General features: G+C 72.7%; 17 protein-coding genes and 1 pseudogene. 9 read left to right on the forward strand and 9 right to left on the reverse strand.

Annotated elements, in window-relative coordinates; all coding sequences use genetic code 11:
* Positions 1-15: 15 nt before the first annotated feature.
* Positions 16-717 (reverse strand): nuclease-related domain-containing protein, encoded by a 702-nt coding sequence (locus MPTA5024_RS34225; RefSeq protein WP_232326761.1) that lies wholly within the window; start codon positions 715-717, stop codon positions 16-18.
* A gap of 276 nt (positions 718-993) precedes the next feature.
* Here MPTA5024_RS34225 and MPTA5024_RS34230 point away from each other — a divergent pair, with 276 nt between their 5' ends.
* Positions 994-2,424: an amidase gene (locus tag MPTA5024_RS34230; protein WP_036331910.1), complete on the forward strand. Its 1,431-nt coding sequence runs from the start codon at positions 994-996 to the stop codon at positions 2,422-2,424.
* A gap of 13 nt (positions 2,425-2,437) precedes the next feature.
* On the opposite strand, the gene MPTA5024_RS34235 is transcribed toward MPTA5024_RS34230, so the two are convergent.
* From MPTA5024_RS34235 to pepN, 3 genes are all read right to left on the reverse strand, one after another.
* Positions 2,438-4,276 carry a DUF2207 family protein gene (locus MPTA5024_RS34235; RefSeq protein WP_036331911.1) on the reverse strand — a complete coding sequence of 613 codons (1,839 nt, stop codon included), beginning with the start codon at positions 4,274-4,276 and terminating at the stop codon, positions 2,438-2,440.
* 2 nt (positions 4,277-4,278) lie between these two features.
* The gene (locus MPTA5024_RS34240; protein ID WP_036331912.1) at positions 4,279-4,830 is read right to left on the reverse strand and encodes a LemA family protein; all 552 of its coding nucleotides are present in this window, start codon (positions 4,828-4,830) and stop codon (positions 4,279-4,281) included.
* 188 nt (positions 4,831-5,018) lie between these two features.
* Positions 5,019-7,583 (reverse strand): aminopeptidase N, encoded by a 2,565-nt coding sequence (pepN, locus tag MPTA5024_RS34245; protein ID WP_036331913.1) that lies wholly within the window; start codon positions 7,581-7,583, stop codon positions 5,019-5,021.
* A gap of 181 nt (positions 7,584-7,764) precedes the next feature.
* Here pepN and MPTA5024_RS34250 point away from each other — a divergent pair, with 181 nt between their 5' ends.
* Together MPTA5024_RS34250 and MPTA5024_RS34255 are read left to right on the forward strand one after the other, a co-directional pair.
* The gene (locus MPTA5024_RS34250; RefSeq protein WP_036331914.1) at positions 7,765-8,373 is read left to right on the forward strand and encodes a mycothiol-dependent nitroreductase Rv2466c family protein; all 609 of its coding nucleotides are present in this window, start codon (positions 7,765-7,767) and stop codon (positions 8,371-8,373) included.
* A gap of 91 nt (positions 8,374-8,464) precedes the next feature.
* Positions 8,465-9,871, forward strand: coding sequence for an aldehyde dehydrogenase family protein (locus tag MPTA5024_RS34255; protein WP_036331915.1), 1,407 nt, complete (start codon positions 8,465-8,467; stop codon positions 9,869-9,871).
* 3 nt (positions 9,872-9,874) lie between these two features.
* On the opposite strand, the gene def is transcribed toward MPTA5024_RS34255, so the two are convergent.
* A complete protein-coding gene (gene def / locus MPTA5024_RS34260) occupies positions 9,875-10,363 on the reverse strand; it encodes a peptide deformylase (protein WP_036331916.1) in 489 nt (162 codons plus the stop codon).
* 128 nt (positions 10,364-10,491) lie between these two features.
* On the opposite strand from def, the gene MPTA5024_RS34265 reads away from it, so the two are divergent.
* Positions 10,492-10,959 carry a ribose-5-phosphate isomerase gene (locus MPTA5024_RS34265; protein ID WP_036331917.1) on the forward strand — a complete coding sequence of 156 codons (468 nt, stop codon included), beginning with the start codon at positions 10,492-10,494 and terminating at the stop codon, positions 10,957-10,959.
* A 92-nt stretch (positions 10,960-11,051) separates the two neighbouring features.
* Here the strand turns inward: MPTA5024_RS34265 and MPTA5024_RS34270 are convergent, their stop codons facing one another.
* Entirely contained in the window at positions 11,052-11,237 is a 186-nt protein-coding gene (locus MPTA5024_RS34270; RefSeq protein ID WP_036331918.1) for a hypothetical protein, read from the reverse strand.
* Between the two features lie 67 nt (positions 11,238-11,304).
* Positions 11,305-12,534 carry a GNAT family N-acetyltransferase gene (locus MPTA5024_RS34275; protein WP_036331919.1) on the reverse strand — a complete coding sequence of 410 codons (1,230 nt, stop codon included), beginning with the start codon at positions 12,532-12,534 and terminating at the stop codon, positions 11,305-11,307.
* 118 nt (positions 12,535-12,652) lie between these two features.
* Here MPTA5024_RS34275 and MPTA5024_RS34280 point away from each other — a divergent pair, with 118 nt between their 5' ends.
* Together MPTA5024_RS34280 and lanKC are read left to right on the forward strand one after the other, a co-directional pair.
* Positions 12,653-13,765 carry a PP2C family protein-serine/threonine phosphatase gene (locus MPTA5024_RS34280; protein ID WP_084370221.1) on the forward strand — a complete coding sequence of 371 codons (1,113 nt, stop codon included), beginning with the start codon at positions 12,653-12,655 and terminating at the stop codon, positions 13,763-13,765.
* Between the two features lie 177 nt (positions 13,766-13,942).
* On the forward strand, positions 13,943-16,447 hold the full coding sequence (gene lanKC, locus MPTA5024_RS34285; RefSeq protein WP_036331922.1) for a class III lanthionine synthetase LanKC: 2,505 nt from the start codon (positions 13,943-13,945) through the stop codon (positions 16,445-16,447).
* 8 nt (positions 16,448-16,455) lie between these two features.
* Here lanKC and MPTA5024_RS34290 read toward each other — a convergent pair whose 3' ends face one another.
* Positions 16,456-17,061, reverse strand: coding sequence for a response regulator transcription factor (locus tag MPTA5024_RS34290; protein WP_036331923.1), 606 nt, complete (start codon positions 17,059-17,061; stop codon positions 16,456-16,458).
* Positions 17,062-17,251: 190 nt separating this feature from the next.
* Here MPTA5024_RS34290 and MPTA5024_RS34295 point away from each other — a divergent pair, with 190 nt between their 5' ends.
* On the forward strand, positions 17,252-18,556 hold the full coding sequence (locus MPTA5024_RS34295) for a M50 family metallopeptidase (protein ID WP_036331924.1): 1,305 nt from the start codon (positions 17,252-17,254) through the stop codon (positions 18,554-18,556).
* An 18-nt stretch (positions 18,557-18,574) separates the two neighbouring features.
* On the opposite strand, the pseudogene MPTA5024_RS40360 reads toward MPTA5024_RS34295, so the two are convergent.
* Positions 18,575-18,691 (reverse strand): annotated as a pseudogene (locus tag MPTA5024_RS40360) (mycothiol transferase); the annotation flags it as partial.
* 102 nt (positions 18,692-18,793) lie between these two features.
* Here MPTA5024_RS40360 and MPTA5024_RS34300 point away from each other — a divergent pair.
* Entirely contained in the window at positions 18,794-19,165 is a 372-nt protein-coding gene (locus MPTA5024_RS34300) for an MmcQ/YjbR family DNA-binding protein (protein ID WP_036331926.1), read from the forward strand.
* Entirely contained in the window at positions 19,162-19,587 is a 426-nt protein-coding gene (locus MPTA5024_RS34305; protein WP_036331928.1) for a membrane protein, read from the forward strand. The genes MPTA5024_RS34300 and MPTA5024_RS34305 overlap by 4 nt, the downstream gene beginning before the upstream one ends.
* Positions 19,588-20,060: the final 473 nt, after the last annotated feature.

Raw genomic sequence — 20,060 nt, forward strand, 5'->3', positions numbered from 1 at the left:
GAGACCGGCAGTCCACTACTCGGGATAACGCGGCGGCAGCACCCGCTCGGCGGCCCGATGGATCGACTCGATCTCCGCCGTGGTGAGGGACCGCTCCCGCTTGGTGATCCACCTGCGGACCAGCCCGCCGGAGAACACGTCCACGTCACGGATGTTGAGGATGCGCCAGGGGATCGCCGGACCGTAGATCGCCAGTGAGGGCACGACCGTGATCTCCCGGCCCAGGGCCTTGCTGATCAGGTCGCTGGCCTGGGCGGCCTCCCACCGGGCCTCGTCGAGCCTGGGCTTCTGGTTGAACGGCCCGTGGAACAGCTTGCGGTGCGACTGCACCCGCACGGGAAGCCGTTTGTCCCACTTCTCGGAGTCCACGGCGTACACGCCGGTGGGCCCGACGACGAGGTGGTCGATCTGCGCCTCGCTGCCCGGGATGGCCCGCGCGTGCAGCGTCCGGTACCCGCTGCGCTCCAGCTTGCGGAGCTGACCCTCGGTGCGCCGCTCGGCGGCCGAGGCGCGCCGCCAGGCCGGCACCGACGACACCGTCCGCGCGCGGTAGATCGCGTCGGCGATGAACGCGAGGACGCCCGCCGTGAGGCCGAGCCGCCAGCTTCCCAGCAGCACGCCGAAGACGACGGCGGCCGCGACCGCGACCAGCGTGCGGCGGCGCAGATGGCGGTACCGCGGATCCCTCAGCAGCGTGCGGAGGGACGCGCGTTCCACTGGCGCGTACGTCGTCGTAGACGCTGGGGCGTCAGCGGGCGTCGAGGGGCTCTCCGCCCGCTCCGACGTGTGGTCACTCACCCAGATTGGTGACGTATCGTGACCGTCTTCTGGCGCTAGACCGGTATCCACATCACTCACGGTAGTTGAGCCGTCAGTGCCTTGCCTAGTGTTGGATGGTTCATACTTTTGTGGCCTGCTTCTGCCGATTCGCAGGGCCCGGACACGGGTATCCTCTCTAGATATCTGCGTCCAGGGGGCCTACCGTTCAGTAGCGTGGCGCACATTCATGATCTTACCGCTCTCGAGCAGGCCCACGCCGTACGAAAGCGGGAACTGTCCCCCGTCGAGATCACGCAGCACTACCTGGAGCGCATCGAGCGGCTCGGCCCCGGCGTCGGCGCGTTCGTCACCGTGACGGCCGACCGGGCGCTGGCACAGGCCCGCGAGCAGGAGGCCCGGCTCGCCGGCGCCGCCGACCCCGCCGACCTGCCGCCGCTGCTCGGGGTGCCCGTCCCCATCAAGGACCTCAACCTCGTCAAGGACGTGCCGATCTACTTCGGCTCGGCGACGTACGAGGGCTTCGTGGCGCCTGTGGACGACAGCGTGGTCGAGCGGCTGAGGGACGCCGGGACGATCATGCTGGGCAAGACGAGCACGCCCGAGTTCGGCCTGCCGTGCTACACCGAGACCTATGTGAACGAGCCCGCCCGCACGCCCTGGGACCCGTCCCGGTCGGCCGGCGGGTCGAGCGGCGGCGCCGCCGCGGCCGTGGCCGCCGGTCTCGCGCCCGCCGCGCAGGGCAGCGACGGCGCCGGGTCGATCCGCATCCCCGCCTCCGTCTGCGGCCTGTACGGCATCAAGCCCACCCGCGGCCGGATCTCGTTCGCGCCGATCGTGCCCGACCTCGCCGGTCTGTCCACGAACGGGCCGATCACCCGGACCGTGGCCGACGCCGCCGCGCTGCTCGACGTCATGGCCCACAACAACCCCGGCGACCTCTACTGGGCGCCGCCTCCCGCGCTGGGCTCGTTCTCCGCCTACGTCGGCAGGGAGCCGGGCCGGATGCGGATCGCGCGGTACGCCACCCCCGTCGTCCCGGGCGCCGAGGTCCACCCCGACGTGCTGGCCGCGTACGAGAGCGCGTCGGCGGTGCTGGAGTCGCTCGGGCACGAGGTCGTGGAGATCTCCGCGCCGTTCGGCGCGGACATGGTGCCGGAGTTCGTGAAGCTGTGGTTCAGCTTCTCCTGCATGCATCCGGTCGCCCCGGAGCTGGAGCCGAAGTTGCGCCCGCTGACCGCCTGGCTGCGTGAGCGGGGCGACGCCGTCACGGCGCCCGAGTTCCTCCAGGCCCAGTCGGCCCTGCAGCTCGCCACCCGGTTCGCGATGCTCGTGACCGACGAGTACGACGCGGTGCTCACCCCGACCGTCACGCAGCCGCCGGTGCCGGTCGGCTGGTTCGAGGACGTCGACTCGCCTGAGGAGACGTTCGAGCGGATGAAGCGCTTCGCGCCGTTCGCGGCGATGTACAACGTGAGCGGCCAGCCCGCGGTCAACCTGCCCCTCTACTGGACGCCGGACGGCCTGCCGATCGGGGTCATGCTGGCCGGCAGGTTCGGCGACGAGGGGACGCTGATCTCGCTGTCGTCGCAGGTGGAGCAGTCCGTGGGCGGGTTCTGGGGGGACCGCAGGCCGCCCGTGTGGTAGCCGGCGGGCCCTGTCACGCCTCCGACAGCCGGGCGGCCGCCGTACGGGCCAGGTCGATGAGCGGGCCGGGCGGCGGCGGCCCGGAGGGGGACGAGACGGCGATGGCGAAGGTGCCCCTGCCCGTCTGGGCGGACACCAGGCCCGGGTACAGCATCGCGCCGGTGCCGACCCCGGGCACCGGCCGTCCCCGCGTCCGGGTCGCGAGGTGGCCGAGGACCATCAGGTAGCGGGACCGCAGCCCGGCGGCGGCGTGGACGTCGACCCGCACGCCCGCCCCGGACTCGTACCGGCACGACGCCACCTCCAGCCACGGCGGCGCGGGGGGCGGGCCGTCGTAGGACACGGGACCGGTCACGTCGATGCCCAGGGCCCGCTTGAGGTCGGCCGGCGTCACGAGGTCCGCGGGCCGCGGCAGGTCGCTCCCGCCACGGCCCGTTCTGAGGCCGGGGAGGACCTTGACCTGCCCGAGGTTCTCCGGGGCGTCGACGAGGTGCTCGCCGCTGTCGTCGTAGCGCTCGGCCCCCGCCGTCCGCGACCGCTCCACGACCTCGATCCGCCTGATCCAGCCCAGCCGCCGCCCGGCGAGCGCCCGCACCCGGTCGCCCTCGTGCAGGCCGTGCCACATCTCCCCGTCCAGGCCGAGGGCGCGCACCTCCCGGGAGCGGCCCTCGTCGACGGCGCACCAGTACGTCCACTTCGGGTTGTCGTCGCCCTTCGTCCCCGACTGGAACCGGCGCAGCCGTACGACCTGGCCCTCGACGGTCGCCGGGGTGCCGAGGTCGGAGACGGCGTAGACGATCGGCAGGGCGGCGATCGCGGCCCCCACGAGCAGCGCCCCCGGCGTCGCGAGCCCGTCGGGCCACAGGTCGAACGCGGAGGCGACGATCAGCAGGATCCAGGTCCAGAAGCCGGCGAAGAACCCGGCGGCCAGGCCCCGGCCGATCGTGGGCAGCGGCTTGCGGCCCCACAGCAGCCGCGACGGGTACCGCACCTCAACCACGTGCCACATGCCGCCGTAGTCGGACCAGGCCCGCCTGTCGTCGGCGGGTGTGCTGACCGGCAGGCTGGTCACGGCCCGAGGGGCGAGGCCGAGGGCTGCGGCGTACGCCACGTGGCGTCCCCAGATCGTGACCGACGCCGCCGGCTGCTCGGCGAACCGCCCCGTGGCCGCCAGGTGCTCGCGCACGCCGAGCCAGTGGGCCGCCGCCCGGGCGCCGCGCTCGGTGCCGCGCTCGCCGTTCAGCCTGCTCATCAGGCTCACGAGCAGCGCGAACGACACGATGGCCGCGCCCAGCCCGCCCTCGTGCCTGCTGTCGGTGAAGGTCACCGCGGCCCCGGTCGCGGCGGCCGGCACGACGGCCGCCGCCGTCAGGAGCGCGGCGTGCGCCCTGCTCCACCGGGGCCGCGACAGGCCCTGCTCGCGGGCGTCGGTGATGACCTTCCTGCGGAAGCTCTTCCACCAGCGGCCGAGGTTGCGCGAGCCCTCGGCCAGCGCGCCGGTCGCCACCACGCCGTCGACGGCCAGTGAGCGGACGTGCTCGAGCACCAGCCGCTCGTACGGCCGCAGACCGGCCGGCTCGTCGCGGCGCAGCCGTACGAGGGACAGCTCCGGGCCGATCTCCTCGATCTGCACCGCGCCCCGGGCGGCCAGATCCAGCAGGGTCGCCGACGGGGCCTCGTCGCACAGCCGCCAGCCGCCCGTGATCAGGTCGACCACGGCGGGGGACTGCTCGGCCAGCTCGCCCGTGGGCGGCCCGGCCTCGACCTCGGGGTTGCGCGTCGCGACGGCGAGCGCGAGAAGGAGCAGCAGCCACAGGCCGGCGGCGCCGGCGGCCGCGAGCCACCAGGCCATGGCTAGAACCGGACCTGGACGGGGCCGCGTTCCTCGCCCGGCGCCTGGAAGTACTCGCGGGGGATGAACCCGGTCATGCCCGCGACGATGTTCGCCGGGACCGTCTGGATCGCGTTGTTGTAGGTCAGCACCGCGTCGTTGTAGTACTGCCGGGAGTAGGCGATCCGGTTCTCGGTCGCGGCGAGCTCCTCCTGGAGCTCGGAGAAGTTCCGGCTGGCCTTGAGGTCGGGGTAGGCCTCGGCGACGGCGAAGAGGCTCTTGAGCGCGCCCGACAGCATGTTCTCCGCGGCGGCGCGGTCGGCCGGGCCGCGGGCGCCGATGGCCTGCGCGCGAGCCGCGACCACGGCGTCGAGGGTCTGCCGCTCGTGGGCCGCGTAGCCCTTCACGGTCTCGACCAGGTTGGGGATGAGGTCGTACCGCCGCTTGAGCTGGACGTCGATCTGCGCCCACGCGTTGTCCACGGCGTTGCGGCCGCGGACCAGGCGGTTGTAGACGGAGACGAGCATCACGGTCAGGGCGGCCACGACGGCGCCGGCGACGAGTGCTGAGATCACGGTGGCCTCCTGGGGACGGCGGACCCGGGCGGCCCACGGTGTGGATGCCCGGCGTCCTCATCCCACCGCGAGGGGCTTGCACCGCGCTTGCGCGGTGCTTTCACCTGCCACAACACCTTCCCAACAGGCGCCCGGGAGACGCCGCGAGGGCCCGGCGCGCAGGCCGGGCCCTCGTTGAGGAAGCGGGGTCAGGCCGTGGCGTCCTTCGCCTGGGCCCGCAGCGCGCGGCTCACGCCGTCCGCGCCCTCGAGGAGCAGCCGGCGCAGCGCGTGCGGCGGCTGGTCGGCGCTGATGCGGTCCTGCGTGCGCGCCACCGTCTCGGGGCGGATCAGCAGGGCCGGGTAGCAGCCGATCGCGAAGTTCTGCGCGGAGTCGGAGGTCCACTCGCCCCAGATGCGGCCGACCTCGTCGAAGTACCTGTCGCCGAACGGCTCGAGCAGGTCGACGTGGTGCGGGTCCATGAAGCCGAGGATGGTCGAGCGCAGCAGCGCGCCGCTCAGCTTGCCGCCGACGATCGCGGCCCAGGTCTCGGCCTTGTTGTCCGGCGTCGGGATCGCGGCCCGGCTCATCGCCGCCGAGCGCTCGCCCGTGGCCGTGCGGTCACGCGCGAGCTCCGCGTCGATGTCCGCGGCGCCGAGCACGCCGCCCGACACCAGCGCGTGGGTGAGCGTCCAGCGCAGGTCGGTGTCGACGGCCAGGCCCTCGGGGACCGACTCGCCGTCGAGGATGGCCTTGACGAACGCGAGGTCCTCCGGCGAGGTGGCGACGGCGGTGAACGCGTTGACATAGGCGAGCTGGTGGTCGGAGCCCGGCTGGGCGCCCGCGACCAGGCCGCGCAGCGCGGCGGACAGCTCGGCGAGGCCGGTCTCGCGCCACGCCGGGTCGGCGTACTGCTGGACGGCGAGGCGGGCCTGGCGCAGCACGGTCTGCAGGACCGTGATGTCGCGGACCGAGTCGATGCCGGAGGTCACCAGGCGGACGTAGTCGCGGGTGGCCATCTCGGCGTCGCGGGTCATGTCCCAGGCGGCCGACCACGACAGGGCGCGGGGGAGCGAATCCTGGAAGGCCGAGATGCCGCCGTTGACCAGCGTCTCCAGCGAGCGGCCGTCGAGCCGGATCTTGGCGTACGTCAGGTCGTCGTCGTTGAGGAGCACCAGGTCGGGCTGGACCTCGCCGACCAGCTCGGGGACGGCCGTGCGGGCGCCGACGATGTCGAGCTCGACCCGGCGGGTGCGGGCCAGCACGCCGTCGCGCAGCGAGTAGAGGCCGATCGCGACGCGGTGCGAGCGCAGCGTCGGGTGCTCGGCCGTGGCCTCCTGCAGCACCTCGAACGACAGGAAGCGGCCCTCGCCGTCGGTCGTGAACGACGGGCGCAGCGTGTTGACCCCGGAGGTCTCCAGCCACTCCTTCGACCAGGCGGACAGGTCGCGCCCGGACGTGCGCTCCAGCGCGGACAGCAGGTCCTGCAGGGTGGTGTTGCCCCAGGCGTGCTCGTTGAAGTAGTCGCGGACGCCGGCCAGGAAGTTGTCGAGGCCCACGTAGGCGACCAGCTGCTTGAGCACCGACGCACCCTTGGCGTAGGTGATGCCGTCGAAGTTGACCTCGACGGCCTGCATGTCGGGGATGTCGGCCGCGATCGGGTGGGTCGAGGGCAGCTGGTCCTGCCGGTAGGCCCAGGCCTTCTCCACGTTGGCGAACGTCGTCCAGGCGCCCTGTCCCCAGCGGGTGGCCTCGGCCTGGCACAGCACCGACATGTAGGTGGCGAACGACTCGTTCAGCCACAGGTCGTCCCACCACCGCATGGTGACGAGGTCGCCGAACCACATGTGGGCCATCTCGTGCAGGATCGTCTCGGCCCTGCGCTCGACCATGGCGTCGGTCACGCGCGAGCGGAAGACGTAGTCCTCCAGGAACGTGACGGCGCCCGCGTTCTCCATGGCGCCGGCGTTGAACTCGGGCACGAACAGCTGGTCGTACTTCGCGAACGGGTAGCGCAGGCCGAACACGCGGTGGAAGAAGTCGAAGCCCTGCTTGGTGACCTCGAAGATGTTGTCGGGGTCGAGGTGCTCGGCGAGCGAGCGGCGCACGTAGATGCCCAGCGGAATGCCGTCGTGCTCGTCGCGGACCACGGCGTACGGCCCGGCGATCAGCGCGGTGATGTAGGTCGACATGACCGGCGTGGGCGGGAAGTGCCAGCGACGGGCCTCCTGGAGCGTCCCGTGGCGCCCGTGGTGCTCCTCCAGGTGCTCGACCGAGTCGGGGGCGGCGTTCGACACGACCTCCCAGCTCGCCGGCGCGAGGACGGTGAGCTCGAAGGTCGCCTTCAGGTCGGGCTGGTCGAAGCAGGCGTACATCCGGTGCGCGTCGGCCGTCTCGAACTGGCTGTGCAGGTAGACCTGCTGGTCGACCGGGTCGACGAAGCGGTGCAGGCCCTCGCCCGTGCGCATGTAGCCGGCGTCGGCGTCGATCCGCAGCTCGTTGTGCTCCGCGAGCCCCGGCAGCGGGAAGCGCCCCTTCTCGGCGTCGTAGGCGTCGACGTCGAGCTCACCGCCGTTCAGGACGACCTTCCGCACGTGCGCGCCGTGCAGGTCGATGAAGGTGTCCGCCCCCGGCCGGCTGGAGGTGAAGTGGACCGTGGTGATGCTCTCGAAGCGCTCGTCGCCCTCGGTCAGGTCGAGTTCGACCCGGTAGGACTGGACCTCGAGCAGCCGGGCGCGCTCCCGAGCCTCGTCACGTGTGAGATTGCCTGCCACACCTGCTCCTCATCGCGAATTCTCTCCCCCGATCCCCGCCGCCCCGTCGCGAAAGGGATTGCCTGAATCCTGCCATGTCACGGCGACAGTTCGGGATTCGAGATCTGCCCTACCTGGAATAGCAGGAAATGTCCCAGGGTTGACGATCGATGGAATCACATTCCGGTGAGAGGGTGGCACAGTGTCCGAGCGAACGCAGGTCGATTTCTGGTTCGACCCCGCCTGCCCCTGGGCGTGGATCACGTCCCGCTGGGTCCTCGAGGTGGAGAAGGTCCGCCCCATCGACGTCCGGTGGCACATCATGAGCCTCGCCGTGCTGAACGAGGACAAGGACATCCCCGAGGAGTACCGCGAGCGCACCCGGAAGACGATCGGCCCGGTGCGCGTGCTCGCCGCCGCCGCGGACAAGTACGGCGAGCAGGTGCTCGGCGAGCTCTACACGCAGATCGGCACGCGCTTCCACGACGAGGGCCGCGAGCGCGACCGGGCCACGATCGAGGACGCCCTGGCCGCCGCCGGACTCGACCGGGAACTGGCCGCCGCGCTGGAGTCGCACGAGTACGACGAGGCCGTCCGCCGCTCCCACGCCGAGGGCATCGGCCTGGTCGGCCAGGAGGTCGGCACGCCGGTCATCTCCGTGGAGGGGAACGCCTTCTTCGGGCCCGTGGTGTCGCCCATCCCGCGCGGCGAGGCCGCCGCCCGCCTGTGGGACGGCGTGCTGCTGGTCGCCGGGACCGACGGGTTCTTCGAGCTGAAGCGCTCCCGGACCCGCGACCCGATCTTCACCTGATCGGAACGTCTCCGTGTCCTCCTGACGGGAACCGAGATCGAGCGGGTGCGGCCGCTCGCCATATGACAGCTGACTTGCGAGGATGAAGGACATGCGTCAGCTGTTCGTGAACGGGGCCTGGGTCCCCTCCTCCTCGGGTGAGGGCATCGACGTCGTCAACCCCGCGACGGAGGAGGTGGTGGACCGGGTTCCGGCGGGCACGCCCGCGGACGTCGAGGCCGCCGTCGCCGCCGCCCGCGCCGCCTTCCCGTCGTGGTCCGCCACGTCGCCCTCGGAACGGGCGGGTCTTCTCGCCGCCGCGGCGGGGCTGCTGAAGGAGCGCGCCGGCGACGTCGCCGCGACGATCGCCACGGACATGGGCGCCCCGCTGGCGCTGGCGCTGAAGGTGCAGACGCTCATGCCCGCGGGCGTGCTCGCGTCGTACGCCGAGCTGCTCGGCCGCTACGAGTTCGACGCGGGCAAGGTCGGCAACTCGATGATCGTCCGGGAGCCCGTGGGCGTGGTGGGGGCCATCACGCCGTGGAACTACCCGCTGCACCAGGTGATCTGCAAGGCCGCCCCGGCGCTCGCGGCCGGCTGCACGGTCGTGCTCAAGCCGAGCGAGGTGGCGCCGCTCGCGGCGTACGCGCTGGCGGAGATCTTCCAGGAGGTCGGGCTGCCGCCAGGCGTGTTCAACCTGGTCAGCGGGTACGGCCCGGTCGTGGGCGAGGCCATCGCCGCCCACCCGGACGTCGACATGGTCTCCTTCACCGGCTCGACGCGGGCCGGGCGCCGGGTCGCGGCGCTGGCGGCCGAGACCGTCAAGCGCGTGGCGCTCGAACTCGGCGGCAAGTCCGCGAACGTCATCCTGCCCGACGCCGACCTGGAGACGGCGGTCAAGGCGGGCGTGGCCGGGGCCTACATCAACTCGGGCCAGACGTGCTCGGCCCTGACCCGGATGCTCGTGCACTGGGACCAGTACGACGACGCGGTGCGGCTGGCCGCCGGGATCGCCGCGTCGTACACGCCGGGCGACCCGTTCGCCGAGGGCACCCGCCTCGGCCCGCTGGTGTCGGCCGCCCAGCGCGACCGCGTGATCCGGTACATCAACCGGGGGCAGGAGGAGGGCGCCCGCCTGGTGATCGGCGGCACCGACAACCCCATGGACCGCGGCTACTTCGTCGAGCCCGCCGTCTTCGCGGGCGTCTCCCCGGGCATGGCGATCGAGCAGGAGGAAATCTTCGGCCCCGTGCTGTCGGTCATCCCCTTCGGCTCCGAGGACGAGGCCGTGGAGATCGCGAACGGCACGCCGTACGGGCTGTCGGGGGCGGTGTGGGCGAGCACGGAGGAGAAGGCGCTGGCCGTGGCCCGCAGGCTGCGCACCGGTCAGGTGGCCGTGAACGGCGGCCGGTTCAACCCGCTCGCGCCCTTCGGCGGCTACAAGCACTCCGGCGTCGGGCGCGAGATGGGGGACTTCGGCCTGGAGGAGTACCTGGAGGTCAAGGCCATCCAGATGTGAGGTTCAGGGCGCCTGGAGGAGGATCTTCCTGCGCTCGTCCTTGCCCAGCCGGTCGACGTACAGGCTGCCTTCGAGGTGGTCGAACTCGTGCTGGAAGCAGCGGGCGAGCATGCCCCGGGCCTTCACGCTCACCGGGCGGCCGAGCTTGTCGACGCCGCGCAGCGTCACTCCGGCGGCCCGCGGGGTGGGGGCGTAGATCGGCTTGCCGGTCTCCTTGCCGGGCACCGACAGGCAGCCCTCCTCCTCGACGACCTGCTCCGGGTCGTCGATCGTGAGCTCGGGGTTGATCACGTGCCCCTTGCGGTTGCTGATGTCGTAGACGAACAGCCGGCGGCCGACCCCGATCTGCGGGCCGGCGAGGCCGACGCCGTCGGCGGAGTACATGACCGCGAACATCTCGTCGATGAGGCGCCGCAACTCCCTGTCGAAGTCGGTCACGGGTTCGGCGGGAGTGCGCAGGACGGGGTCGCCGACGTACCGGATCTCGCGCATGACGCTTCTGGTCCTCCGGGAGAGGCGCCCTGGGAGGGCGGGATGTAAGGGCCTGATGGCACCGTCGGCACTTACTTTAGTGCAGCCCCGGGGTCGTGTCCGCTGCCGGGAACTGGGAAACTTGTGGGGTGCGCGTCTACATCGGTGCCGACCATGCCGGCTACGAGCTGAAGAACCACCTGGTCTCCTGGCTGAAGGACCAGGGCCACGACGTGGTGGACTGCGGGCCTTCCGTCTACGACGCGGAGGACGACTACCCCGCGTTCGTGCTGCGGGCCGCCGCGGGCGTGGCCGGGGACCCTGCCTCCCTGGGCGTCGTGATCGGCGGCTCGGGCAACGGCGAGCAGATCGCCGCCAACAAGGTGCGCGGGATCCGCGCCGCCCTCGCCTGGAGCGAGGACACGGCCCGCCTCTCCCGCGAGCACAACGACGCCAACGTCATCGGCGTGGGCGCCCGGATGCACACGGCGGAGGAGGCGACCCGCTTCGTCGAGATCTTCCTGGCGACGCCGTTCTCCGGCGCCGAGCGGCACGCCCGCCGCATCAGCCAGTTGAGCGACTACGAGACGACCGGCGAGCTGCCGCCGCTGCCCTGACGGGCGGGCCGGACGACCGGGCGTGCGGGCTCCTCGCGGGACCGCCGCGACCTGACGTCGCCGTGCGGACTCCTCGCGTCGCGGGTCCGCCGCTACCTCACGTCGGGGGCGTCCCGGTTCTCGCGGACGTCGCCGCGGCTCCGGCGGCTCTCCCGCCGGGGCGTCTCGTCGCGCAGCGGCCGCTCGTCGGCCGCCTCCTGCTGCTCGCGCGTGGGCCGCGACACGTCGCGGGCCCGCATCGCGGTGATCGCCGTGATCTGCAAGCTCTGCAGCGCCATGCCTTCGAGAGTACGCGATCTCCCGTCCGGCGCCGCGGGTCCGGGAGATCGTACGGCGGGAGGGGCGTCAGAAGACCATGCCGGTCCACGGCTTCGGGTCCCATGCCATCGCGGCCGACAGCTCCTGAAGCGCGCCCTCGCGGTGCTCCCGCACGAGACCCGCGTCGGCCAGCGCCCTCAGCGGGCGGCCGCCGAGGTAGGCCGCGCCGAGCGCGTCCACGGGCATCGTGAGGTCGGCCGGGTCGCCGGTCCGCTCGCACAGGCCCTTGGCGGTGCTGAGCCGCCATCGGCCCGCGTTCCACGGGCACCGCTCGTCCGCCACCTCGATGACGAGGTCGGCCGGGGCGGCGTACGTCCGGGAGGTCAGCGCCCGGTCCACGTCCACGAGGCGGATCCACAGTTCGTCCAGCCACCCGGCGTTCAGGTGGCGCGGATCGGCCAGCAGGTGGGCGAGCGGGTCGTCCACCGGGCGGTTCCAGGCGTACACGGACGAGCAGAGGTCCCGGTCGAGCACGCTGCGCCAGGCCAGGGCGTACGCCGCGGGGTCCGTGGCGAACAGCTCCTTCAGGAGCACCTCGCCGTCGGGCACGTCGTGGTCGGTCGTGCGGGACTTGACGCGGAAGAGCGCGTAGCCCCGCGGCCCCTCGGCGTCCTCCACGATCATGCAGCGCAGCGGCCCGTTCCCGCCCCGGTCGCGCTCCTCGTCCGCGAGCACCTCGAGGCGCCAGAGCTTCTCCGACCGGGCGTACATGCCGGGGCGCCGCAGGCGGACGGCGTCGAACACCCGGCGCAGCTCGGGCAGCGCCCCGGCCGGCGCGGCCACCCGCAGGCGCAGCGCCGGGTCGGCGGGCGCGTGCGGGACGAAGGCCGACGTCCGCGTGGGCACCCGGAAGAACAGGTTGTCGACGGCCCTGCCGTACCCGAACCGGCCGTAGATCCCGGCCTCGGTGGCGTACAGCGCGGCCACCGCCTCGCGCCCGCTGTCGTGCAGGTCGCGCAGCTGGTGCGTCATCAGCGCCGACAGCACCCCGCGCCGCCGGTGCGAGGGCAGCACCCCGACCGCGGTGACGCCGGCGACGGGGATCGGGCCGCCCGGGACCGTCATGGTCAGGCTGAGCGCCATGGTGCACCCCACCATCAGGTCGCCGTCGAACGCCGACAGGGAGCGGTCGATCTCCGCGACCTCCCTCCAGCGTTCGGAGACCTCGGGCGGGTAGGAGGAGTTGAAGGCCTCGTAGTCGACGGCCACGAAGGCGGGCCATTCGGCCTCGGTGATGGGACGAACCGTGACGCTCACCCGAGAAAGGGTAGGAGCGAGCCGCCGGGCGGGGCGACCCAATATCCGTGCCCGACGATCAAGGTCTTGGTCAAGCGGGTGCCTTCACCAGGGATGGGCGGATACAGTCGAGCTCATCATGACTTCCCGCTCGGCGCCGCTGATCCCTCCCCGGTTGCGCGCGCTCCTGGTGCGCGTGCCGCTGCTGGTGCCATTGGTGCGGCTCGTCCGGCGGGGCTGGTCGACGGACCGCAATCTCATGATGGCCCTGGTCGTGGTCACCCTGGGGATCGGGGTGCTCGACGCCGAGGTCTCGGTGTACTGGTTCTCCCCGTCCCTCCTGATTCCGGTCATGCTGCTCGGCGGCCTCCGGCTGCGGCTGCGCAGCCTGGCCGTGCTGCTCTGCGCGGTGACGGCCTCGCTCACGTACATGGGCCCGATCAGGGGTGTCGTCAGCGTGGGTCCGGGTCTGCTCATCACGATGGCCTTCACCGCGGCGCTCGCGTGGGCCATGTCCCGCACCCGCGGCAAGCTGGGGGTCCAGGGCCTGCGCGGGGACGCGATGCTGCTGGAGTTGCGCGACCGCCTGAAGCGGCAGAGCGAGCTGCCGCCGCTGCCCAAGGACTGGGGCGGCAAGGTCGTGCTCAAGCAGGCCGGCGGCTCGTCGTTCGGCGGCGACTTCGTGGTGTCCCTGCGGGAGGGCGACCTCGTCCAGGTGGCGGTCGTCGACGTCTCCGGCAAGGGCGTCGACGCCGGGACCAGGGCGCTCATGCTCTCGGGCACGTTCGGCGGCCTGCTCGGGTCGGTCGACGACTTCCTGGGCGCCTGCAACACCTACCTGCATCGCCAGCTCGGCGACGAGGGGTTCGTCACGGCCGTCCACCTGAGCCTCGACCTGTCGACCGGGGAGTACACGATCACCTCGGCGGGTCATCCGCCCGTCGTCCGGTTCGACTCCGGGTCGGGCACCTGGCGCGTCTCCACGGCCAAGGGCGTCGTGCTCGGGGTCGTCCCCGACCTGCACTGCGAGACCGACAGCGGCGTGCTCCGCAAGGGAGACGCGCTCATGCTGTTCACCGACGGGCTCATCGAGCAGCCCGGCCGCGACATCGACTCCGGCCTCGACCGGCTGCTGGGGGAGGCCGAGCGGCTGCTGCCGTCCGACTTCCGCGACCGGGCCCGTCAGCTCGTGCAGTCGATGACCTCGGGGCACAACGACGACTGCGCGCTCGTCCTGATCTGGCGCCCCTGACGCCCTCACCGCACCGCGAAAGCGGTCGCGCCGGCTGATCCGCTGAGCCGTCACATTCTGTAACTGTTCATGTACCATTCGTTGACGAAGGTCGCCCGCCGATGGCCCGTCCCCCGGCCGCGACCGTCGGTACGGCTGTCGCGGCGACGTCCGGAAAAGGGGCGAGAGATCGTGGAGATGCGATACGAGCTTTACTGCCGCGCCGACCCGGTCTTCTACGACGCCCCGCCGGCGGGTGAGGCCGCCGGGCCTGACTTCGAGGCGGCCGGCCGGCCGGTGCCCGCCGGATGGACGCGCGCCCGGCAGGGCGACTGGGTCGTCTGCCGCCCGCCCACCGGCTCCCCGCCCGACCAGGGCTGGAAGATCCACGTGTCCGCCCGGCTGGACGACGCCGCCGAGATCCTGGACCGGACGGCCGCCTACTGCTTCGGCCGGCGCCTCACGTTCAAGTTCCTCCGCTCCCCGGCCGTCCTCCACCTCCGCGACGGCAAGTACGCCGACCCGGCCGCGAGCGGGAAGTTCATCGCCGTCTACCCCGGCGACGAGCGCGAGCTGGAAACCGCGGTCGGCGGCCTGGCGGAGGCCCTCGACGGGCTGCGCGGCCCCGACGTGCCCAGCGACCTGCGGTGCGGCCCGGCGCCCGTCCACGTGCGCTACGGCGCCATCGCCGAACGCCACTGCCCGTCGCCGGACGGCCGCCCGGTGCCGGCCCTCCGCGCCCCCGACGGCGTCCTCGTGCCCGACGTGCGGGCCGCCTCCTTCACCCCACCGCCCTGGGTGCCCCTGCCCGGCTTCCTGCGCCCGTACGCGGAGGAGGCGGAGCGGGCGGCCGCGGCCCTGCCGTACGTGCCGGAGGCCGTGCTGCACCTGACCAACGGCGGCGGCGTCCACCTGGCCAGGGACCCGCGGACGGGGGAGCAGGTGGTGCTCAAGGAGGCCCGCGCCCACGCCGGGCTCGACGCCCTCGGCGCGGACGCGACGGCCCGCCTGGAGCGCGAGCGCGCCGCCCTCGAACGGCTCGCCGGGCTGGGCGTGGCCCCGGCGCTCAGGGACGACGTCACGGCCGGCCGCCGGCGCGTCCTCGTGCTGGAGCGGGTGGCGGGCGAGCCGCTCGACCGGGCGTTCGCGGCCCGCTACCCGCTGGGCGGCGCCCGGCCCGGCGACCTCGCCGCGTACGTCGACTGGGTCACCGGGATCTGCGCCGCGGTCGAGGACGCGGTCACGGTGATCCACGAGAACGGCCTGGTCCACGGCGGCCTCACGCCCGGGGACGTCATCGTCCGGCCCGACGGCGGGGTCACGCTCGTCGACTTCGAGCGGGCCGCGCCCGTGGGCGAGGCGGCCGACGTCGAGCCGCCGCTCGGCCTGCGCCCAGGACTGAGCGGTCTCGACGCCGACCGGCACGCGCTGGCCTGCCTGCGCCTCGCCCTGTTCCTCCCGCTCACCGAGCTGTTCGCGCTCGACGCGGGGAAGGCGGCGGAGCTGGCCGACGTGATCCGCAGGCTCTTCCCGGTCCCGGAGGCGTTCGTGCGGCCCGCCGCCCGGGTGGCCGGGCGCGGCCCGCGCCGCAAGGCACCCGAGACCACCGGCTGGCGGCAGATGCGGGCCTCGATGGCGGACGCCGTCCTCGCCTCCGCCACCCCCGGCCGCGACGACCGCCTCTTCCCCGGCGACCCGGCCCAGTTCGCCCGCCCCGGCGCCGGGCTCGGCCTCGCGCACGGCGCCGCCGGCGTGTTGTACGCGCTGCACGCCACGGGCGCGGAGGTCCGCCCCGAGCACGAGCGGTGGCTGGTGGAGCGAGCCCTGCGGGCCGGCGGCGACGTCCCGCCCGGCTTCTTCGACGGCCTGCACGGCGTGGCCCACACCCTCGCCCGCCTCGGGCATCGGGAGGCCGCCCTGCAGGTGCTGGAGACCGTCTCGGCCCGGCCCTGGCGCGACCTCGGCCCCGGCCTGTACGGCGGGCTCTCGGGCATCGGGCTCAACCAGATCTGCCTCGGCGCCCTGGACGACGCGCTGGAGACGGCCGACCTGGTGGCCGCGCGACCACCCCGGCTCAGCGGTCCGGCGGGGCTCATGCACGGCCCGTCGGGGGCGGCGCTGCTGTTCCTCCGGCTGTTCGAGAAGACGGGCGACGCCCGGTGGCTCGACGAGGCGGAGCGGGCGATCCGTGACGACCTGCGCCGCTGCGTCCGCCAGGCCGACGGGTCACTCCAGGTGAACGAGGGCTGGCGGACCTCGCCGTACCTCGGCGGCGGCGCCGTGGGGATCGCGTGGGTGCTCGGCGACCTGCTGCACTACCGGCCCGACCCCGACCTCGCCGCCGCGCGGGCGCGGCTCGACCTGGCCGCCCGGGCGCCGTTCTACCTCCAGTCCGGGCTGTTCGCCGGACGGGCCGGGATCATCGCGTACCTGTGCAGAGACCGGGCCGGCGGCTGGGGCAGGGAGGACCCGGAGGCGGCCCGGCAGCTCGCGGCCCTGTCCTGGCACGCCGTCGGCCACGAGGGCCACCTCGCGTTCCCCGGGGAGCGGCTGCTGCGCCTGTCGATGGACCTGGCGACCGGGACGGCCGGCGTGCTGCTGGCCGCGGGGGCGGCGCTGCACGGCGAGCCGGCCGGGCTGCCGTTCCTCGGCGGGGCGATGCCCGCCCACCCGCTGCGCAGGCCCTCCACGACGGTGGCGTGACCGGGCTCTCAGATCCAGCCGGAGTCGCTGGCGATGCGGACCGCGTCGACGCGGTTGCGGGCGCCGGTCTTGTACAGCACCCGGGTCAGGTGGTTGCGGACGGTGCCGACCGACAGCGACAGCTCCGCCGCGATCTCCTTCGAGCGGGCGCCGGCCGCGGCGAGCCTGAGCACGTCGAGCTCGCGCCGCGTCAGGGGGTTGTCGGCGGCCTCCAGCGCCGCGACCGCGAGGTCGGAGTCGACCACCCGGCGGCCGCTCGTGATGCGCCGGATGCCGTCGGCGAGCTGTTCGGGGCCGACCTGAATGCTCATGTAGCCGAGCACGCCGGCGGCGAAGGCCCGCTTCACGTGTCCCGGGTTCGGCTGGCCCGACAGCACCATCACCCGGCAGCGGGGAACCTTCTCGCCGAGCCGGGCGGCCGCGCTCAGGCCGTCCACGCCGGGCAGGTCCGTGTCGATCACGGCGGCGTCGGGCCGGGCGTCGAGAGCGGCGGGCACGATGTCCTCACCCGAGCCGACGTCGGCCACCACCTCCAGATCGCTCTCGCCGTCGAGCGACGCCACCAGGCCGCGCCGAACCAGCGGAAGGTGTGCGGCCACCAGGATCCGGATCAAGATTCTCCCCTCAGGGCGGTCCATCAAAGGGTGATCGACTGGATGCGCAGTGTCAACGAAGTGTCCCGTTTAGGTCACGGCCGCGCAACCCGAACCGGCTTCGGGACCAGCCCCCCGCGGGTATGGTGGGCTACTCTCGAAAGGTGCGAGGTCTTTCGAGGCACCTTCTCCGTCCCGGGGGTACGCCCTGATGAGCTGGCTCTTCGCAGCCGGGTTCGTTGTCCTGTTCGTCGGCCTGCTTGTCTCCATCGCGCTGCACGAGATCGGGCACCTCGTCCCGGCCAAGCTCTTCAACGTGCGCGTGACGCAGTACATGGTCGGCTTCGGGCCCACGCTGTGGTCGCGCAGGCGCGGCGAGACCGAGTACGGCGTGAAGTGGATCCCGCTCGGCGGCTACATCCGGATGGTGGGGATGCTGCCGCCCCGCCCGTCCGACGACCCCAACACGCTCCGCAGCGTCTCCACCGGCCCCTGGCAGGGCCTCATCGAGAACGCGCGCGCGGTCGCGTCCGAGGAGATCCGGCCGGGCGACGAGAAGCGCGTCTTCTACCGGAAGCCGTGGTGGCAGAAGGTCATCATCATGTTCGGCGGCCCGGCGATGAACTTCGTGCTGGCCTTCGTGCTGTTCGCGATCGTGATGATGGGCTTCGGCGTGCAGGTGCTGAAGCCCACGGTGTCCTCGGTGTCCAAGTGCGTCATCCCGGCGGCGGAGGCGGACAGCCGCGACTGCCGGGCCGACGACCCGCTCACCCCCGCCGCCAAGGCCGGCCTGCGGCCCGGCGACCGCATCACGTCCGTGGGCGGCACCTCCGTCTCCAGCTGGGAGGCGGCCACCAAGCTGATCCGCGCCCACGGCGCGGGGACGACCACGCTCGGCGTCGAGCGCGCAGGGCAGGCCCTCACGCTGAACGTCGACCTGATCGCCCAGGACCGGCCGTCGCTCGACGACCCCGAGAAGATCGACAAGAACGTCGGGTTCCTCGGCGTGGCGCCCACGGCCGTCGTGGAGCGCCAGGGCCCCGGCTACGTCATCGGCCAGATGTGGGACCTCACCGAACGGACCGCGGTCTCCATGGTCAACATCCCGAAGAAGATGGTCGGGGTGTGGGACGCCGCGTTCTCGGGTGAGAAGCGCGACCCGAACGGCCCGATCGGCATCGTGGGAGCCGGCCGCATCGGCGGTGAGATCGCGGCCTCGCAGATCTCCCTCGAAAACAAGATCGTCGTCTTCATCAACCTGCTCGCCGGGCTGAACCTCGCCGTCGGCATGTTCAACCTCATCCCGCTGCTGCCGCTCGACGGCGGCCACATCGCGGGCGGCCTGTGGGAGGGCGTCAAGCGCGCCCTCGCCCGGGTGCGCCGCCGGCCGATGCCGGGGTACGTCGACGTGGCGAAGGCCCTCCCGCTCACGTACGTCATGGCGGCCCTGCTGGTCGTCATGGGCGGCCTGCTGATCTACGCCGACCTGGTCAACCCGGTCCGCATCGCGGGCTGACGGTCTCCGGCGGCGCCACTCGCCCGCGACGCCGTCGAGGCGCTCGCGCAGAAGGTCGGCATGGCCGTTGTGCCGGGCGTACTCCTCGATCATGTGGACGAGGATCCAGCGCAGCGAGTGACGCTCGCCGTTCCGGTCGCGCGCGGCGAGCGCGCCGAGGGTGGGGCCGGGGTAGGTCCCTGTGCCAGCCATCCCGAATCGTGCCCGAACAACTGATCGATGTCATATCGTCGGAGCGTGGACCAGCTGGAACGGCTGCGCGCCCGGTGCCTCGCGTTGCCCGAGACGACCGAGCGGCTCAGCCACGGCGAGCCGACCTGGTTCGTCCGGGGGAAGAAGACGTTCGTGATGTTCGCCGACCATCACCACGACGACCGGCTCGCGTTCTGGTGCGCCGCCGCCCCCGGTGTGCAGCAGGAGCTCGTCGAGACCGAGCCGGACCGGTTCTTCCGGCCGCCGTACGTCGGTCACCGGGGGTGGCTCGGGGTCTACCTGGACGTCCCGCTGGACTGGGACGAGATCGGGGAGATCGTCGCGGACGCCTTCCGTCAGGTCGCCCCCAAGACGCTCGCCGCTCGGGTCCCGGCACGACCGGAGGAGCCCCGATGACGGCCGCCGGGGTCCTGCTGGTCGCGGCGCCGTTCGTCTGGTGGGGCATGGTGGCCGCGATCTCCCTGATCGAGGCGCCGCTCAAGTTCCGGGCCCCCGGCGTCACGCTCGCCCTGGGACTCGGCATCGGACGGCTGGTGTTCCGCGCCCTGAACGCCGCCGAGGCCGTCCTGCTGGTCGTGCTGACCGCGGCGGCCGTCGTGTCGCCGCCGGGCGCCGTCGCGGCCGGGCTGGTCGCCGGGCTGTGGGTGCTGCTGGCCGTCCAGGTGCTCGTCCTGCGCCCCCGCCTCGACCGCCGGGCCCGGCTGATCATCGACGGCGCCGAGCCCGGGCCGTCCTCGCTCCACCGGGTCTACATCGCGCTGGAAGGCGTGAAGCTGCTCGCCCTTCCCGTGCTCGGAGTGCTGCTCGCCCTCAGGTGACCACGCCCCCGCCGGTGCCCGCCCGCCGGACGCCACCGAGGGTGAGCGGCCTCGCCGGCATGGCGAGAGCCTGGCCTGCGCCCGGAAGGGGGGTGGTCACGCGGGCGGCCGCGTGACGGTGGGGGTGGGGCCTATTGTTTCGCACCGCTCGCCCTCATTCGCCCTGGTTGGGCTCTGCTCTTGTAGGCATACGGCGAAGGATCTGTTAAGCGATCAGCGACGGTCAGACCGTGCGGTGGATGCGCGCTCTTTTCGGGTCGCCCTGGCTATGGTTCATCCTTGGAGGATTTCCTCCAAGAGAACATTCCCGTCCTCTGGGGCTGGCTCATTGGGCTTACGCTCCTGCCTTGGCATGCCTCTCGCCCGTGGATTCGCGGAGCTACTCGAAGGTTCACGAGGTAGGCGAGGCGCTGCCGTTCCTGGCAGACATCAAGGTTCATGATATGAATGATGATGAGCGGTGACGTCCCCTC

Origin of the sequence: Microbispora sp. ATCC PTA-5024 (assembly GCF_000511135.2) — a bacterium.
In the GTDB taxonomy this organism is placed as follows: Bacteria; Actinomycetota; Actinomycetes; order Streptosporangiales; family Streptosporangiaceae; genus Microbispora; species Microbispora corallina.

Coding starts and splice junctions, on each gene's coding strand:
- MPTA5024_RS34235 (WP_036331911.1), bottom strand. CDS start 4,276: ATGGCCTGGTGGCTCGCGGCCGCCGGCGCCGCCGGCCTGTGGCTGCTG.
- MPTA5024_RS34255 (WP_036331915.1), top strand. CDS start 8,465: ATGCGTCAGCTGTTCGTGAACGGGGCCTGGGTCCCCTCCTCCTCGGGT.
- def (WP_036331916.1), bottom strand. CDS start 10,363: ATGCGCGAGATCCGGTACGTCGGCGACCCCGTCCTGCGCACTCCCGCC.
- MPTA5024_RS34270 (WP_036331918.1), bottom strand. CDS start 11,237: ATGGCGCTGCAGAGCTTGCAGATCACGGCGATCACCGCGATGCGGGCC.
- MPTA5024_RS34280 (WP_084370221.1), top strand. CDS start 12,653: ATGACTTCCCGCTCGGCGCCGCTGATCCCTCCCCGGTTGCGCGCGCTC.
- lanKC (WP_036331922.1), top strand. CDS start 13,943: ATGCGATACGAGCTTTACTGCCGCGCCGACCCGGTCTTCTACGACGCC.
- MPTA5024_RS34295 (WP_036331924.1), top strand. CDS start 17,252: ATGAGCTGGCTCTTCGCAGCCGGGTTCGTTGTCCTGTTCGTCGGCCTG.
- MPTA5024_RS34305 (WP_036331928.1), top strand. CDS start 19,162: ATGACGGCCGCCGGGGTCCTGCTGGTCGCGGCGCCGTTCGTCTGGTGG.